Here is a 17,958-nt window from a genome sequence, read left to right as displayed (position 1 = left end):
CTAATTTAAAAATAGGTATCAACTTTTAAGGCGTCCAAAATACCGTCAAATCAATATCTGGTTGATTCAATACTGCTCGTAAGGGCACATCGTATTCTGAGCCTTCAGCTTTAGCATTTTCGTACACCGCTTTTTTCTCATCACCAGAAATAAGCAATACCACTTTACGAGCATCTGCAATACCGCTCAGCGTTAAACTCATACGCTCAGTGATACTGCCTGTTACTTCACTCTCAATTGCATTAATTGCACATACTTTGTCGGTGCCTTCTAGACCATTCTTTAAACCATCAGCATGAGGGAATAAAGAGGCTGTATGACCATCTGGCCCCATACCTAAAATAGTCACATCTGCTGTTTTTAATTCAGCATAGGCTTTTTCACATTCAGCTTGCCCTGCAACTGCAGTTTCTGCCGAATTTTTCATTGTGACAAAGTTTGCTTTTGCCGCATGGTTTTGTAGAAGCGTTGATTTAATAAATGCTTCGTTAGACTTTTCATGGGTCGCATCAACCCAGCGCTCATCAACCATAGCAACTGATACTTTTTCCCATGGGAATTCTAAGTTTGCCAGATATTTATAAGCTGGTGCAGGCGATGAACCGCCTGAAACCATAAGCACTGCTTTACCATCTTGCTCAATACCTGACGATAATTGCTCTTTTAATAAAGTAGACAAGGCTTCTGTCATCAGCTCTTTTGAATCAAAAAAACGCTCTGTTAACTTAGCCATTATGCGCCCTCTCCTACGTTAAACCATTTATGGTTACACTCTTCTAAAAGCTCATCGGCCGCTTCTGGTCCCCAAGAGCCCGCACGGTAAAGTGAAGGTGTACCCTTTTCTTGCCAACGAGCTATGATTGGGTCAATCCATTTCCATGCACGACGTACTTCTTGTCTATGGATGAACAGTGACGGATTATTTGCTGCAGCATCTAACATCAGACGTTTATAAGCATCTGAGTGGAAGCCATTTTCATACTGGTCGCTTAACTCAATATTTAGCGTAACAGGCTGAAGTTGCATTTCGTGCTTGTCTAATTTTTTAGACATCAACGTTAGTTGAATGCTTTCTTCTGGTTGCAGACGAATAACAAGACGGTTTGGCTGTACAGGGCCTACATTGTTGCCATATACATTGTGAGAAACTGGCTTATATTCAACCACGATTTCAGCACAACGCTGCTTCATGCGCTTACCTGTTCTTAGGTAGAAAGGTACACCTGACCAACGCCAGTTATCGATATGCGCACGGATAGCCACAAATGTTTCAGTTGTACTCGCGCCTTCTGCAAGCTCTTCTAAGTAACCTGGGACAATTTTGCCACCTAACTCACCCGGTACATATTGGCCGCGTACCACGTTATTATCAACGTCTTCGCCAAGTAGTGGACGAAGTGCCTCCAGTACCTTTAATTTCTCTGTACGAATACTCTTTGCATTTAACTTATGCGGAGATTCCATTGCTACCAAGCAAAGTAGCTGTAACAGGTGGTTTTGGACCATATCACGCAAAGCACCTGCTTTGTCGTAGAAACCAGCACGAGATTCCAAGCCAACCGTTTCAGAAATACTGATCTGAATATTATCAATGGTTTTGGCATCCCATAGGTTTTCGAATAATGCATTCGAGAAGCGTAATGCCATTAAGTTTTGTACTGTTTCTTTACCTAAGTAATGGTCGATACGGAAGATCTGCTCTTCTTTGAAAAACTCCGCGATACGCGCGTTAATTTCTTCTGCAGACTTACCACAGTAGCCAATTGGCTTTTCTACTACGACACGTGACGTTTCTGTGATAAGGCCTTTAGTTGATAAAATCTCACAACATTGACCGTATACAGCAGGAGGAAGAGATAGGTAGAACACGCGAGACTTATCTTCTGCGTCTGAATTTAGAATCTTGTGTAATTCGTCCCAGTTATCATCCGCTTCAGTCACATTGATCACAACAGGGATCAGATAACTGGAAAACGCTTGCCAATCTTTATCGTTAAACTCGCCGTCAGATAAGAATGACTTAAGTGCCTGATGCGCCGTTTCAATGTATTCTTGTTGTTGTTCTTGACCACGAACGGTTGGCAAAATACGAGAGCCTTCAGGTAAGTTGCCTTCTTGATAAGCTCTATACATCGCTGGCAATAATTTACGAAGTGCTAAATCACCACCACCGCCAAAAATTACAATATCAAAAGGGTTAAGCATAATTTACTCTCTACATGGTTAGGCGCGACGTTTGGCTCTGGCGCGCTACATACTTGCTTGCTGGGTAGTTTACCAAGCAAGCTTGGTTTGCGGTATTGAATTCGTTTGCATTTTACGGGGGCTGGAATGATGAAAAAGATTAAAATGAGTCTTAGGGGCTCTGTAATTCCTCTCACAAAAATACAGGCCCTAAGAACTCCAGCGCTACCCGTTCAAAGGTATTGTTTTCACTTTGCGTGAAACCGGTGTGCCTCGGATGAGGCGAAATCCATTAACGATTTTGCTTGTAATAAGCAATTAATCCAGCTGTTGAGCTATCATGTTGGTGCTCAACATTTTCTTGTGTTAATTCTGCTTCAATCGCTGATGCTAAACCTTTACCTAGTTCAACACCCCATTGGTCAAAAGAACAAATCTCTAAAATAATGCCTTGGCAGAAAATCTTGTGCTCATATAGGGCGATCAGTCGGCCTACCGCTTTGGCATCTACCACATCTAAAATCATAGACGTTGTTGGACGATTACCCTGATGAATTTTGTGTGCAATTAATTGCTCAATTTCTGCTTCAGATTTGCCTTTTGCAGTTAAACCTGCACGAACCTGCTCCGCATCAACACCCGCCATCATGGCTTCAGTTTGCGCGAAGAAGTTCGATAATAAAATATCGTGATGCTGGCCAACATTATGCTGAGGCTTCAATGACGCAATAAAATCAGCAGGTACTATCGTATTACCTTGGTGTAAGTACTGATAAAATGCGTGCTGACCATTAATACCTGTCATCCCCCAAATAAGTGGGACAGTTGTATATGGCACTTGGCGACCATCAAATGACACGTGCTTACCGTTACTTTCCATCTCACCCTGCTGTAGGTAAGCTGGAAGCATATGTAGCGCTTGATCATAAGGTAAGATTGCTTGCACTGTATGACCTAAAAAGCTGGTATTCCAAACACTTAAAAGTGCCATAATCAACGGAATATTTTCTTCAAATTTAGCTGTTTTGAAGTGCTCGTCAATTTCGAAAGCACCTTCTAATACCGCTTCGAACTGCTCGTAACCTAGATAAAGTGCAATTGGTAAGCCGATAGCACTCCAAAGAGAGAAACGACCACCAACCCAATCCCACATGGTAAATACGTTTTCGTCTGCAATACCAAACGCACGCGTTTTCTCAAGGTTGGTACTTACGGCAACAAAATGCTTTGCAATGTCAGCTTCTGTTGCATCAGACTCTAAGAACCACGCAACTGATGAGCGTGCATTGGTCATGGTTTCAGACGTTGTAAACGTTTTTGAAGAAATCACAAATAACGTCGTTTCAGGGTTTAAGCCTGCAAGCGCTTGATGTAACTGAACACCATCAACGTTCGAAACATAATGTACATTTAACGTGTCATCAGCGTAAGCTTTTAACGCTTCAGTTGCCATTTGAGGGCCTAGGTTAGAACCACCGACACCAATTGCAACCACATCTTTTACTGACTTGCCTGTAAAGCCTAACCACTCACCTGAACGCACTTTTTCAGTGAATGCTTTAATTTTTTCAAGTTCAGCGTTTACTAATGGCATGACATCTTCGCCATCTACTTCAACCACTGAATTCGAACGATTTCTTAGTGCAGTATGTAACACTGCTCTGTCTTCAGTGATGTTAATCTTTTCACCTGAAAACATTTTTTCGCGCCAAGCTGCAATATCGCATTGCTCGGCAAGTTTAATAAGTTGAGCAAATGTTGAATCGTCAATTAACTGTTTAGAGTAATCGAAAAGAATACCTGGGATCTGAGTAGAAAACTTATCAAAGCGTTTTTCATCGTTTGCAAATAACGACTTTAAATGTTGTTGCTTCAAGCTTTCTGCTGATTTCTCAAGTGCTTGCCAGCTACTTAGTTCACTTCGGCAGTTCATAATTCATTCCTCTAAACACGATTGTGCACATACTTAAAAATTGAAAACGGCACTAATTTTACTCGACAGAGTTAACCATAAGTTAAAATGACAACGCTGTCAATTGGCTAATTTCCAATTTTAGAATGTGGATAATACCTGATTATTTTTAAAATGACACCGGTATCAGTCAAATTTTTATTTCCATATAGGATGCTATTTATTTCCTTTCCTGGTTAAAATAGTTAATCATCATTACCATTTAATGAAATAAGAGCCCGTTTCGCTCTCTCACGCTGAAGAATAATAAATTATGAAAGTGACTATTAATGACGTTGCCAAACTAGCTGGCGTGTCTATGAAGACCGTATCTCGCGTTATCAACAAAGAACCTTCTGTACGTAAAAAGACTTATGATCTCGTTATGGAAGCCGTTAAGGAATTGAACTATCAACCGAATATTGCAGCGCGAAATCTGGCAGGTACGTCTTCATTTGCAGTTGCGCTTGTTTATGACAACCCGAATGCTTATTACGTGATTGATATGCAAAATGGTGTACTTTCTCGTTGTAGAGATGAAGGCTTTGAGTTGGTTATTCACCCTTGTAGTAGTACTGACGACCAAATGCAAGATGAGTTCAAAACTATGATCCAACGCTCTCGCCTTGCAGGCCTTGTGCTAACACCACCACTTTCAGAACAACAAAATATCATCGAGATGCTTGATGAAATGAATATGCCGTATGTTCGCTTACTATCAGGTCGTGAAGAGCAGAATGAAGGAAAAAATAACTGCATATTGGTAAATGACTTCGCGGCAGCATACGAAATTACAGAGCACCTCATTAAACACGGCCACAAAAATATTGCATTCGTGTTAGGTGACAAAGAGCACAAATCAACAACTGAACGATTAGCGGGTTACCAGCAAGCATTAGCAGATAACAATATCAGTTTTAATCAGTCGCTGATTTTTGAAGGTCACTATTCTTTCGAGTCGGGCGTTAATGGTGCAAAACATCTGCTAGCTGATAACAACAAGCTTGGTGTAACCGCTATTTTAGGTGGTAACGATGAGGTTGCCGCGGGGGCATTATTTGCAGCTCGCTTGATGAACATTGAAATTCCAGCGCAACTGTCTATTTCTGGATTCGAAGATTCACCCTTCTCACGTCAAACTTGGCCAAAACTGACCACCGCTCACCAGGCCAATAACGTGATCTCTGAACATGCGGCTCGTCTACTGTTTAGTAAAGCACGCAGCAGCCGTAAGCAAGAAAAAGACATCATTACAAACTTTACACCGTCTATTGTGGTACGGGAAAGCACAGGTCCTGCGCCTTTATAAAAGATATAAAAATAAAAAAGCGCCTGTTGGCGCTTTTTTATTGTGTTTTGAGATTTTTACTGCTTATAACTTGCAAAGAAACGCTGCATTTTGTCCATCGCAGGTATCAATTCATCTTTATGAGGCAAGAAAACCAAGCGGAAGTGATCAGGTTTATACCAATTAAAAGCTCTACCATGCACAAGTAATATTTTTTCTTGCTTTAATAGGTCCAGCATCATTTTCTCATCGTTAGTGACGTTAAATTTTTCTACATCAATTTTCGCAAAAGCGTAGAGCGCACCTTTAGGTTTCACGCAGCTGATCCCATCAATGGCATTAAGTCCTTCATAGGCTATGTTTCTTTGCTCGTATAGGCGTCCGCCGGGCTCAATTAAATTATCGATAGATTGAACACCGCCAAGGGCTTGCTGAATGGCAAACTGCGCAGGTACATTAGCACATAAACGCATAGAGGCCAGTATATCTAAACCGGTAATAAGGTCGCTCATCGCTTCTATATTTCCGCTTAAGATCATCCAGCCCATTCTTAAACCTGCTGCACGGTATGTTTTCGCCAACCCATTGAAAGTAATAACTGGCAAGTCGTCACATAACGCAGCAATAGAAAAGTGCTCTACCCCATCGTAAAGTATCTTTTCGTAGATCTCATCGCTTAAAATAAGCAGATTATGCTCACGCGCAACCTTAACCAACTCTTCTAATAGTGCTTTGTCGTAAACCGCCCCTGTTGGGTTATTTGGGTTGATTAACACCAATGCTTTAGTTTTATCTGTGATTTTAGCGCGAATATCAGCTATATCAGGAAACCAGTCTTGCTCTTCATCACACATGTAATGCACTGGCTTACCACCTGATAGCTTCACAGATGCAGTCCAAAGCGGGTAATCAGGAGCTGGAATAAGTACTTCGTCTCCCGAATTTAACAGCGCTTGTGTGGTCATCTGAATAAGCTCGCTCACCCCATTACCAATGTAAATGTTATCTACACTAATATGTGGTAATTGCTTTTGCTGATAATGTTGATAAACAGCGACTCGAGCAGAATAAAGCCCTTTTGAATCACAGTAACCTTGTGCGGCATAAAGATTTCGAATGATGTCTCTGTGCATATCTTCTGGCATATCAAAACCGAAAGAGGCCGGATTACCTACATTTAGCTTTAAAACCTTTAAACCATCATCTTCCATCTGCTTTGCTTGTTGCAAAACAGGACCGCGAATGTCATAGCAGACGCCATGTAATTTATTGCTTTTAGTAATTTTTGACATACTTCCCCCCAATAGAGCCAGCATAGCCTAAAGCACACGGCAAAAACCAGAGGGAAATAAGATAAATGAAATGAATTTTATTCTAGCTGCAATTTACTTCTAACCATTGTAATAATTGCGCTTTTGAGCCTGATACTTGAGCAGATAGACGCGCCATATTGTCGTCCATATCATCAAGGTCATCTTGTATTAACCCTTGCTCAATCGCACGTGCTAAATTACTTAGGCTTGTTGCACCAAATTGCGCTGCATTTGACTTTAAGCTATGAGCATGACGAATGGCTTCTTGTTTATCATTGTTTAGTGCCATTCTTAATTCATTTTCGAGCCTTTCGAACTCGCTACAGCAAAACACCACCGTATCAGCAAATTGCTCTCCTAGCAGAGCCTGCATCCCGGCCAGCGCATCTTCATTGATTGTTACATTCATAACTGCTCTCTTTCGTTATATCTTTCAATAATGTAGTAAAATACCAGCATGTTGGCAAAAGATAATCTTCAATATGATAAAATCAGCTTAGGTTACGAGCTTGAAAACAAAAATGAAACGATCAAACTGTACAAAATGTCATTATCCTGTAACAACGTGTGTCTGCGAATATGTCACTAAAAAAGTAAAGAATCGCACCAAGATTGTCATTTTGCAGCACCCTGATGAAGTAAACCTGGCTAAAAATACCGTTCGTCTTTTGCAGCTACAATTAAGCGATATACAAGTTGTTATTGGTGAATCCGAAAATGACTTCGCATCAATACTCAATGATCTTCCTAAAGAAAGCACTGCACTTTTATATCCAGGCAAAGATACTATTGATGTACATAACTGCTCAGCACTTGTTCCACAGCTCACTCACTTGGTGGTTATTGATGGTACTTGGAAGAAAACCAATAAAATTTTTGCTTTAAACCCTTGGCTTCAGTCATTACAAAAAATCAGCTTTTCATCGATACCAGAGAACCAATACCGTATCCGTAAAGCAGAGCAAAGCTACAGTCTCTCGACCTTAGAAGCGGTTGGGCACTTTATTAATGTTGTTGACGGCTGTGATAATCAACCTTTGTTGCATCTTCTTAATGGCATGATTGAACAACAAACCAAGTTTATGCCCGAACATGTTAAAGCAAGGTACTTTGAAGAATAACTATGGCAAGGCTAACGAGTGACTTTTATAGACAAGGACCAGATTATAGATTTGGTGACCAAATTTTATTCGAAGATATTAAACGTACCTTTGGCTTTAAAACCATCACGGTCGGCGCTTGGGTAACCAAAGAAGAGCGTTTTATCGCTGCTAATTTAATTTACGACAGTCTCGCTGATTTAACACAAATATTGAATATTCCCCCTGAGGTCATTGGTTTAAGAAAAACACTCAGTTTAAGTTTTGGATCAGGCGGACAAAAAGGCGTTCAAGCTCATTATGACAGCAATGGGAAAGTACTCGCTTTAGCTAAAAATGCCGGTGCTGGAGCGCTGGCCCATGAATGGTGGCATGCATTTGATCATTACATCTGTAAATTCTTATATCCGAACAGCCAATATTTTGATTTTGCCTCAGTGAAATGGCTTACTGAAAGCTCTTATCACCCCCACCCACTGAATGATGAACTCTCAAACTTTTATAAACACTGCTTTTTAGATGAAACGGGTCAGCAAGAAAGTGCCTTCTTTAAAAAGTCGATTATGCTCGATAAAACCTATCAACAAAATTATTTCAGCCGTCCGCAAGAAATGACAGCCCGCGCGTTTGAATCTTGCATCGGCCACCATACTGAAATTAAAAACCACTACTTAGTGTCTGGCGTCAAAAAAAGTAAGCTTGCACAACAAGGTGGTTTTCCTGATAAAACACTTCGAGGGCAGTTAGAAACTAGTATTTATCGTTATTTTAACGCACTAGGAGCTGCTTTACATCGATAGCCAAATTAGCTTGGCTCAACCACAGCATATAATCTTCAAACTTAATGGGTTTAGAAATAAAGTAACCTTGGGCTATGTCACAGCCATAATGCATCAGCTTATTGTAACTTGCTAAGTTCTCGACCCCTTCTGCAACCACCATCGACCCTAAGCTCTTTGCCATATCACAAGTCGTCTTACAGATTGTTTGATTTTTACTGGAAGTTTCAATATCCATGACAAACTGTTTATCAACTTTAAGCTCATCAAAGCCGAGTTCACTTAAATATGCGAGTGAAGAGTACCCAGTACCATAATCATCAATCGCAATTTTCACCCCTAAATGACGATAGTCTTCAATGGTTTCTTTTAGTTTGCCTTTACCGGCAATCGCAACAGATTCTGTGATTTCCAAAATAATTTGCGAGGGGTCTAATGAAAGCTCGTTTAGCTGAGTAATCAGTTGCACTATCAACTCTTTTCTCGATAAGTCTTTACCTGAAATATTCAAAGAAAGCATGTGGTTTGGGTACACTTTCACGATTTCCTGTTGATAACTTAAGCCTTGAGTTATCACCCACTCAGTTAGCGCATTAATTTGTCCTGAAGCTTCTGCTATGGGTATGAATTCATCCGGTGCCACAAACCCTAAGTCTGGATGCTGCCAGCGGAGCAAACCTTCGGCGCCATACACTTGCCCTGTGCATAAAAGCACTTGCGGCTGCAAAAATAAAGAGAGTTCATCATTATGAATGGCATGTTGAAGCGCCGCTGAAAGCTTTAAACGTCTTTCAGCCATCGCTGCAATTGTCGGATCATAAATGTGCCAATTCACGCCAAATGAGTGACTATCAGCTAAAGCTAACAAGCTGCGTTGTATCAAAAGTTCTGAATTGATGGCATGAGTTGGGTAATGAGCTACGCCAACTTTTATCTGATCAGATAATTGAAAACCTTTATACTCAACCCCTTCTTCAAATACTGCAGCCAATACACAGACATATTGCTCAATTTGATTAAGTGATAGGTCACCAATTAAGATCAGAGCAAAAGTGTCATCTGATAATTTGTATAATTGATGCGATTGCTCACTGCTCTCACCTTCAAGGTATGGGTTTAACTGTCCTTTCAACCTTTTAAACAATACTTTAAGTCGCTTATTGGCATATTCAACACCAAAACTTAATTTTACTTGGTCTGACATCATTGGGCTGAAAGCCAAAATTGTATGGTTCCTTTTAATCCCAACTAGAGTATCTAAGAAGTGCTGAAGCGCTTGGCGGTTTGCAAGACCAGTATCTTTATCATGCAGGCTGTAAAATACAAAAGAGTCCTGCTTTTTCTTATCAAGTAGATAAATTGCCAAGCAAATTAAAATGACATGTACAAACACCAAGGCACGAACAGGCCAGATCAATTCACTTTGTGGAATAAAGCCTGATACCAATAAAATTCTAGCCAATTCGATAAATAACGCAGGCAACCAAGCAACTAACATTAAACCGATTAAGGCGTGCTTTGTTTGTAAAGCAAAATAGTAAGAGGTAAGAATACAAACAAGCAAAACAGCAAAACTTAAAATCTGCGCTACAACTGAAATTGATGTTTGGAAGATCACCACAAAACACGCAGCGGCTAGAAAGAAACGTGCCGTTGTTTGCACTATTCTGTATGCACGCTTATTATTTTGTTTTAGCGATAAAAACTTCGCGTTAAACATAATGCAAGCTGCAGCGCTTAAGAACAGCCACCCCGCAGTAAGTGACGAAATATATTCTGCAACTAAATCGGGTAAGTAGAAATATATAACGCCTGTGATCACACTATATTGCAGAGCAATAAATGTAAAATACCCGCCTAGATAAGCGAGATATTTATGTTTACTTGTTAACGCCATCATAAACATAAATAAACTGACAAAATAAAGTAGTCCCAGCTCTGTGCCATACCAAAACTGTCGTGACTGCTTTAATGTGTCAAACTCTTCGGCTGTAATTAAATTTAAACTTATTTGTTGCGCAACTGGGTTTGTTACTTCGATATATATCGCGGTATTTTGACTCTCAGACGTCAACCTTATATGAGGGAAGATCCGCTGCTCAGGCGCACTATTATTCAGCTTCGAAAAGGCTGATTTATTTATTAACTTGCCCGATTGCACCCAATAAAAAGTAACATGACCTTGTGTTAGCTTGTCAGAGTAAAGCACCCAATGATATTTGTCGATTTGCTCAAAAAAGGTTGGTGATATTTTTAACCAAAGCTTTTGCTGAGGTTGTATGTCAATAAAAGGAGAAGATACGAGCACAAACTCTTTATCAAGTTGCAAGACATCAAGAATAGAGAGCTGGGGATCAGGTTGCGCTTCTAGATAGAAAGTGTCAAACGTTTCAGACTTTGCCTTAGAAACACCTAAAAGAAGTATAAAGATGATTATTCTAAATACCCAAACCGACATACCCTCTCCTTGCATTTAAGCTTGTCGCTTAAGAATTAAGTATGTCGATTTTCTATCGGATCGCCAGAATAAAAATGTAAATAAATTTAATCTTTAATGCAGATTTAATTATTACAATTATCGTCACTGATGCGACTAGCCACCGCACTATTCTGACCCTTATATTTCGCATCTTTACGTGCGTTATAAGGCTGTTCAGCTGGGCTTGTCATAGTTTCAAAACTGAGCGCACCAATTTTCATTTTTGGACGTAGTGCTAACGGTAACTTTCCTGAGTTGTAAAACTCTAAAACAATATTACCTGACCAACCCGGATCAATTCTGTGTGCTGTAACATGCACCATGAGCCCTAAACGTGCTAATGATGAACGGCCATCTAACCACCCCACTAAATCCGCAGGTAAAGTTACTGACTCATAGGTCATTGCCAGAGCTAGTTGACCGGGGTGTAAAAAGAACTGCTCATTTTCGCCCAGTTCAATCTCATCACTCATGATTGATTCCATGGCATCGTTTAGTTTGTCTTTTGGGCCACTTAAATCAATATATGGCGCGCCATGATCTTGGAATACACGAAACTTATTACCTAAACGTAAATCAAGGGTGATCCCTGAGATCATGTCATCACTTGGTGAAGGCTCAATAATAATTTTTTGATCTGCAATGGCTTGTTTAATATGGGTATCAGATAATCTCATTTCTTAATCGTCCGTCATCACAATCTCAACTTGTGAGTCTGTGCTTGATTGGTAGTGCAGCATGCTCGCAATAAGTTGACTGCATGCTGTGTAATGTTCAGTTGCCTTAATAGGCTGTTTTACAATATTAAGACCTTGCTCAGAATGTGTCCTGATCTCAATATCTAAAGGGATTTCAGCCAATAATGGTACACCATGGCGGCTCGCCAAACGCTCGCCCCCTTGCTGACCAAATACATGGTTTTTGCCACCACAATGGCTACAAATGTAGTGACTCATGTTTTCAATCAGGCCCAGTATAGGCAAGTTTACTTGATTGAACATCGCGATGCCTTTTTGTGCATCGGCAAGGGCTAAATCTTGTGGTGTAGTAATAATCACCGCACCACTGGCTGGCACTTTTTGCGTCATAGTGAGCTGAATATCGCCTGTGCCTGGAGGCATATCAACAAATAAATAATCCAGCTCGCCCCAGTCTGTTTCGTTCAATAATTGGTTGAGCGCTTGAGACGCCATAGGGCCTCGCCATACCGTGGCATCTTCTGCTGGTACTAGAAAACCAATAGACTGCATTTTTATGCCATCTTTGATAATAGGCTGTAGCGTTTTATTGTCTTTTGTTGTTGGTTTCTCGTGTTCTAAAGCAAACAGTGACGGAATAGATGGGCCATAAATGTCAGCATCCAAGATACCGACCTTGGCACCTTGTGCAGCCATCGCATAAGCAAGGTTTACCGCAGAAGTCGACTTACCTACCCCACCTTTACCCGATGCCACTAAGACAATGTGTTTTATTTGTTTGAATTTATCTTTTGCAGTTAATGCAATTTCAGCACTTAGCCTGATTTTTGTCTGTGTTTTCTCAAGCAGTTCAGCTTCAATATCTAATAACGCACTTTTTGCTGCAAAGGGTAAAGTAAGGTGCACCTCAAAACCGTCATTCGTTTTATCTACTTTATCTACCCAGTCATTGGCGATACCAAAAGGAAATACCGCACTTTTATACTGAGATAATGCGGTCAAAATCGCCGTTTTTTCGGGGTTAAGTTTGTCAAACAGTTTATTGAGTCCAAACATAAAAATAAAACGTGCTCGAATGATGAAAAAGACCTCGGAATTATGTAACATTCAACCCATTAACACCAGTCAATTCAGCTAAGCTAAGGCTTTAATGTTCCTTATTTTGGCTCAAATTAGTGGTTTGTTTAATAGTTAAGCAACATCACTTAAATTTCATGGAACCGTTTATGAGCAAGAGAAAAATTCTCATCACTAGTGCTTTACCTTATGCCAATGGTCCAACTCACCTTGGTCATATGCTTGAGTACATTCAAACTGATATTTGGTCACGTTTTCAAAAATTACGTGGTCATGAAACTTATTACGTCTGTGCTGATGACGCGCACGGCACGCCAATTATGCTCAATGCACAAAAGCAAGGCATCACACCTGAAGAAATGGTGAAAAACGTGAGTGTTGAGCGTCAACGTGACTTCGCAGATTTCAGCGTTGAGTTTGATAACTACCACAGCACACATAGTGAAGAGAACAAAGAACTAAGCGCATTGATCTACAATCGTTTGAACGATAAAGGTCATATCAAGAAGCGTACGATTTCTCAGCTATTTGACCCTGAAAAAGAAATTTTCTTACCAGACCGTTTTGTAACAGGTACTTGCCCGACATGTAATGCTGAAGATCAAAACGGTGACAGCTGTGATGCTTGTGGCGCAACATATAGCCCAACTGAGTTAAAAGATCCGCGTTCTGCGATGTCTGGTGCAATTCCAGTATTAAAAGATTCTGAACACTACTTCTTTGACCTACCAGCTTTTGAAGACATGCTGAAAGAGTGGCTACACTCAGGTAGCCTGCAAGCTGAAATGGCAAACAAACTAGAAGAGTGGTTTGCTGAAGGTCTGCAGCAATGGGATATCAGCCGTGATGCCCCTTACTTTGGTTTTGAAATTCCTGGTGCTCCGGGTAAATACTTCTACGTATGGCTAGATGCACCGATTGGTTACATGGCTAGCTTCAAAAACTTATGTGACATATCAGGCTTAGATTTTGACGCTTTCTGGGGCGAAGGTTCTGATGCTGAGCTTTACCACTTCATCGGTAAAGACATCATTTACTTCCACAGTCTGTTCTGGCCTGCAATGCTAGATGGTGCGAACTTCCGCAAACCAACTAATGTATTCGCACATGGCTTTGTAACCGTAAACGGTGCAAAAATGTCTAAATCTAAAGGCACCTTCATTAAGGCGCGTACTTATTTAGATCATTTAAACCCAGAGTATCTGCGTTATTACTTCGCAGCTAAATTAAACAGTGGCATTACTGACTTAGATTTAAACCTAGAAGACTTCGCACAGCGTGTGAACTCAGACTTGGTGGGGAAAGTTGTAAATATCGCGTCTCGTTGTGCAGGTTTTATTACGAAGAAATTTGACGGCAAGTTAAGTGATGTGATCATGGAGCCTGAGCTATTAGCTGAGTTCCAAAATGCCTCAGACACCATTGCTGAGCATTATGAAAACCGTGAATATAGCCGAGCGATCCGCGAGATCATGACCCTTGCTGACAAAGCAAACCAGTTCATCGACGCACAAGCTCCTTGGGTATTAATCAAAAACGAAGACACACAAGAACAAGCACACCAAGTATGCTCTCTTGGTTTGAACTTATTCAAAGTGCTTCTGACTTATTTGAAACCAGTACTGCCTGTAATGGCTGCGAACGTTGAGTCTTTCCTAAATACTGAATTAACTTGGGAAAGTGCACAAACGCCATTAGTTGGTCATGAGATAAGCAAATTCAAAGCGTTAATGCAACGTGTTGAAATGGACAAAGTAAATCTAATGGTTGAAGAGTCAAAAGAAAGCTTAGAAGCGGCTAATAAACCAAAGATTGACCCTAATAGCCCGCTTGCGAAAGAGCCTATTGCAGATGAAATCGAGTTTAACGACTTCGCTAAAGTTGATTTACGTGTTGCGAAAATCGCTAAAGCTGAACATGTAGAAGGCGCTGAAAAGCTGCTTAAACTGACGTTAGACTTAGGCGGTGAAACACGCCAAGTATTTGCCGGTATTAAGTCAGCTTACGCACCGGAAGACATCGAAGGCAAACTAACTGTTATGGTGGCTAACCTTAAACCGCGTAAGATGCGTTTCGGTATGTCTGAAGGCATGGTGCTGGCAGCAGGACCTGGCGGTAAAGAAATTTACATTCTGAACCCAGATGAAGGTTCAGAGCCTGGCATGCGTGTCATGTAATTAACAATTATGCTTCATAAGCCCGCTATCTTGCGCAATGCTGATCAGTTAAGAAACAAATAGATCAGTTGACCGATCTTTTAAAGGGTTCAGAATCCGATATTAGGAAACTAATATCGGATTTTTTTATGCCTCTTTCTAATCACTGTGACGACCTAACTTCGTTTTTAGATGATGTACACACCCTGGATAAACTAAAGAATGTCCTTGATGCCGATATACTTGAACAGGCGTTCGAATATGCTGGAGTTGCAACCGTGCGTCGAAGAAGGTTGCCGTTAGAAGCTATAATGTGGTCAGTCATTGGTATGAGCCTATTTCGTAACGAAACAGTATGGGATATCGCAAGCCGATTAGATATTACGCTGCCGGGGAAAAATAAACTGGTTGCGCCCAGCGCTTTGGTTCAAGGCCGTCAACGTTTAGGGGTTGATGCAGTGTGTCACTCGTTTCGATTGTTGGCCCAAAGAGCATTTTACAAGCATGCCTTTGAGCAGTGGTGTGGACTGAATTTGTTAGCTGTTGATGGAGTGAGCTTTAGAACTCAAGATAACGAAGAAAATCGTATTGCGTTTGGTAGTGACAGTAATCAATTTGGTGAAGGCAGTTATCCTCAAATCAGGATGTGTAGTTTGATGGAGGTATCAAGCCATCTATTACTGGATAGTAGCTTTGATGCACGCCATGTAGGGGAAATGACACTTGCCAAAAGACTTTTATCGTCTGTCCCAGATGACTCTTTAACGCTATTTGACCGTGGCTATTACTCTTTAGGCCTTTTATATCAGTGGCAAAGACAAGGTAAAAATACACATTGGATGTTACCAGCTCGCAAGGATTTACAATACCAAGTTGAACGTCATATCAGCGATGAAGATAAAATAATCTCTTTACATACTAGCCCTCAAGCTAAAAGTAAATTTAAAGATTTACCAGAGCAAATAACCGCCCGACTCACTACGTATAAAGTTGATGGGAAAAGCTACCGTGTACTGAGTTCATTAATCGATCCCATGCGTTATCCATATGATGAATTAACAGAAGTCTATACTCAGCGTTGGGAAATAGAGTTGGGCTTTAGAGAAATGAAACAAGGGTTGCATCAGTCTAAACATGCATTACGAAGTAAAAAGCCAGATATGGTACGTCAAGAGTTATGGGGACTACTGTTAGCTTACAACTTAATCCGCATTGCAATGATTGATGCAACGAAAGCGGAAGAAATCCTGATACCCAGACAACTTAGTTTTAGTTTATGTATGCGCCATATCATCGCATTTTTTATGCTCACTCCTATCCACAGTGCGAGTAAGTTGCCAGTACATTATGAAGAGCTGCTGACAACACTAAGATTGTTTGTATTACCAGACCGGCTTCCTGATAGGAGATACCCAAGAGAGGTTAGAAAGAAACCAAGGAAATATCCGTATAAAAGAAAATGCCAGTCAATTCTTAACTGACTGGCATTACGCTATCTTGCGGGCTTTTTTGTATCTGAAACAACTAATATTAATCACGCATAAAAAAGCCCAGTCAATTGACTGGGCTGTATCCTTGGTAACACTTAAAACTAATAAGTATTAGCCTTTGTACTTTTGCATCACAAGTGTTGCGTTAGTACCGCCAAAGCCGAAGCTGTTAGACATTACCGTGTTTAGCTCAACGTCGCGACGCTCAGTTACAATGTCTAGGCCTTGTGCTTGCTCGTCTAGCTCTTCAACGTTGATTGAAGGTGCTACGAAGTTATTTTCAAGCATTAGTAGTGAGAAGATAGCCTCATGTACACCTGCAGCACCAAGTGCGTGACCAGTCATTGCTTTAGTTGCGCTAATTGCAGGAGATTTTTCACCGAATAACTCTTGAATTGCACCTAGCTCTTTCACGTCGCCAACTGGTGTAGAAGTACCGTGTGTGTTTAGGTAATCGATTTCACCTTCAACATCAGCCATTGCTTGCTTCATACAACGAACAGCGCCTTCACCAGATGGTGCAACCATGTCGTAACCATCAGATGTAGCACCGTAACCTACGATTTCAGCATAGATGTGTGCACCACGAGCAAGTGCATGCTCTAGTTCTTCAACAACAACGATACCGCCACCACCAGAGATCACGAAACCGTCACGGTTTGCATCGTACGTACGAGATGCTTTTTCAGGTGTTTCGTTGTACTTTGTTGAAAGCGCGCCCATCGCGTCGAATTCCATTGCCAGTGTCCAGTGAAGTTCTTCACCACCACCTGCAAAGATAACGTCTTGCTTACCAAGTTGGATTTGCTCTACCGCATTACCAATACAGTGTGCTGATGTTGCACAAGCAGAGCTGATTGAGTAGTTAACGCCTTTGATTTTGAAAGGCGTTGCAAGACATGCTGAGGCTGTTGATGCCATAGTACGAGGAACCATGTAAGGACCTACTCGCTTAACACCTTTTTCACGAAGAATATCAGCCGCTTCTACTTGGTATTTAGAAGAACCACCACCTGAACCAACGATTAGGCCAGTGCGCTCGTTAGACACTTGCTCTTCAGATAGACCTGAATCTTCAATCGCTTGTGCCATTGAGATATAAGAGAATGCAGCAGCATCACCCATAAAGCGGTGTGCTTTACGGTCTACGTGTGCTTTAACGTCGATGTCGATGTTACCTGAAACATTACTACGAAGATTGTAGTCAGCGAATTCTTGATTGAAAACGATGCCACTTTTACCAGCTTTTAAAGATTCTAATACTTCATTCTTGTTGTTGCCGATGCTCGATACAATACCGATACCTGTAATAACGGCTCTTCTCATGGGTGATTCCCTTAATTTTATTTCTAAATTCTGTGTATTCTACTTTGAATTGCGACCTTAAGTGGTCAGCTTTCCAGCTTACACACGTACTCTGAATTGTTTTTTACTAAATTTCAA

General features: G+C 40.9%; 14 protein-coding genes. 5 read left to right on the top strand and 9 right to left on the bottom strand.

Translation table 11 applies throughout. The features are described 5' to 3' along the window. Positions 1-25: 25 nt before the first annotated feature. The 3 genes from pgl to pgi all read right to left on the bottom strand — a co-directional run bounded on the left by pgl (position 26) and on the right by pgi (position 4,117). Positions 26-733 carry a 6-phosphogluconolactonase gene (gene pgl, locus ACH784_RS07125; RefSeq protein ID WP_404394618.1) on the bottom strand — a complete coding sequence of 236 codons (708 nt, stop codon included), beginning with the start codon at positions 731-733 and terminating at the stop codon, positions 26-28. Beyond that, complete coding sequence (gene zwf, locus ACH784_RS07120) at positions 733-2,205, bottom strand: glucose-6-phosphate dehydrogenase (protein ID WP_404394617.1); 1,473 nt, start codon at positions 2,203-2,205, stop codon at positions 733-735. The genes pgl and zwf overlap by 1 nt, the downstream gene beginning before the upstream one ends. Before the next feature lie 271 nt (positions 2,206-2,476). Beyond that, positions 2,477-4,117 (bottom strand): glucose-6-phosphate isomerase, encoded by a 1,641-nt coding sequence (pgi, locus tag ACH784_RS07115; protein ID WP_404394616.1) that lies wholly within the window; start codon positions 4,115-4,117, stop codon positions 2,477-2,479. Positions 4,118-4,409: 292 nt separating this feature from the next. On the opposite strand from pgi, the gene ACH784_RS07110 reads away from it, so the two are divergent. Continuing rightward, entirely contained in the window at positions 4,410-5,444 is a 1,035-nt protein-coding gene (locus ACH784_RS07110) for a LacI family DNA-binding transcriptional regulator (protein ID WP_404394614.1), read from the top strand. 56 nt (positions 5,445-5,500) lie between these two features. On the opposite strand, the gene ACH784_RS07105 is transcribed toward ACH784_RS07110, so the two are convergent. Both ACH784_RS07105 and ACH784_RS07100 read right to left on the bottom strand, forming a co-directional pair. Next, positions 5,501-6,715, bottom strand: a complete 1,215-nt coding sequence (locus ACH784_RS07105) for a pyridoxal phosphate-dependent aminotransferase (protein ID WP_404394613.1) — start codon at positions 6,713-6,715, stop codon at positions 5,501-5,503. An 82-nt stretch (positions 6,716-6,797) separates the two neighbouring features. After that, entirely contained in the window at positions 6,798-7,145 is a 348-nt protein-coding gene (locus ACH784_RS07100) for an Hpt domain-containing protein (RefSeq protein ID WP_138482850.1), read from the bottom strand. Between the two features lie 112 nt (positions 7,146-7,257). Here ACH784_RS07100 and ACH784_RS07095 point away from each other — a divergent pair, with 112 nt between their 5' ends. Both ACH784_RS07095 and ACH784_RS07090 read left to right on the top strand, forming a co-directional pair. After that, positions 7,258-7,857: a tRNA-uridine aminocarboxypropyltransferase gene (locus ACH784_RS07095; RefSeq protein ID WP_404394612.1), complete on the top strand. Its 600-nt coding sequence runs from the start codon at positions 7,258-7,260 to the stop codon at positions 7,855-7,857. Positions 7,858-7,859: 2 nt separating this feature from the next. After that, a complete protein-coding gene (locus ACH784_RS07090; RefSeq protein ID WP_404394611.1) occupies positions 7,860-8,636 on the top strand; it encodes a CLCA_X family protein in 777 nt (258 codons plus the stop codon). Here ACH784_RS07090 and ACH784_RS07085 read toward each other — a convergent pair. The 3 genes from ACH784_RS07085 to apbC all read right to left on the bottom strand — a co-directional run bounded on the left by ACH784_RS07085 (position 8,605) and on the right by apbC (position 12,848). Next, positions 8,605-11,073 (bottom strand): putative bifunctional diguanylate cyclase/phosphodiesterase, encoded by a 2,469-nt coding sequence (locus ACH784_RS07085; RefSeq protein ID WP_404394610.1) that lies wholly within the window; start codon positions 11,071-11,073, stop codon positions 8,605-8,607. The two genes, ACH784_RS07090 and ACH784_RS07085, sit on opposite strands and share 32 nt — an antisense overlap. 104 nt (positions 11,074-11,177) lie before the next feature. Then, entirely contained in the window at positions 11,178-11,771 is a 594-nt protein-coding gene (gene dcd, locus ACH784_RS07080) for a dCTP deaminase (protein ID WP_058029501.1), read from the bottom strand. Between the two features lie 3 nt (positions 11,772-11,774). Beyond that, positions 11,775-12,848: an iron-sulfur cluster carrier protein ApbC gene (gene apbC, locus ACH784_RS07075; RefSeq protein ID WP_404395213.1), complete on the bottom strand. Its 1,074-nt coding sequence runs from the start codon at positions 12,846-12,848 to the stop codon at positions 11,775-11,777. A 170-nt stretch (positions 12,849-13,018) separates the two neighbouring features. Between apbC and metG the strand changes: the two genes are divergently transcribed. Further along, positions 13,019-15,046 (top strand): methionine--tRNA ligase, encoded by a 2,028-nt coding sequence (gene metG, locus ACH784_RS07070; RefSeq protein WP_404394609.1) that lies wholly within the window; start codon positions 13,019-13,021, stop codon positions 15,044-15,046. Positions 15,047-15,174: 128 nt separating this feature from the next. After that, positions 15,175-16,506 carry an IS4 family transposase gene (locus ACH784_RS07065; protein ID WP_404389461.1) on the top strand — a complete coding sequence of 444 codons (1,332 nt, stop codon included), beginning with the start codon at positions 15,175-15,177 and terminating at the stop codon, positions 16,504-16,506. A 120-nt stretch (positions 16,507-16,626) separates the two neighbouring features. Here the strand turns inward: ACH784_RS07065 and fabB are convergent, their stop codons facing one another. Then, positions 16,627-17,841, bottom strand: a complete 1,215-nt coding sequence (gene fabB / locus ACH784_RS07060; protein WP_404394608.1) for a beta-ketoacyl-ACP synthase I — start codon at positions 17,839-17,841, stop codon at positions 16,627-16,629. Between the last annotated feature and the right edge of the window lie 117 nt (positions 17,842-17,958).

The organism is Pseudoalteromonas phenolica, from assembly GCF_044788725.1.
GTDB classification, from domain to species: Bacteria; Pseudomonadota; Gammaproteobacteria; order Enterobacterales; family Alteromonadaceae; genus Pseudoalteromonas; species Pseudoalteromonas phenolica_C.
Note: the sequence above shows the minus strand (reverse complement) of the source record. Positions and strands in the feature narration are given on the sequence as shown.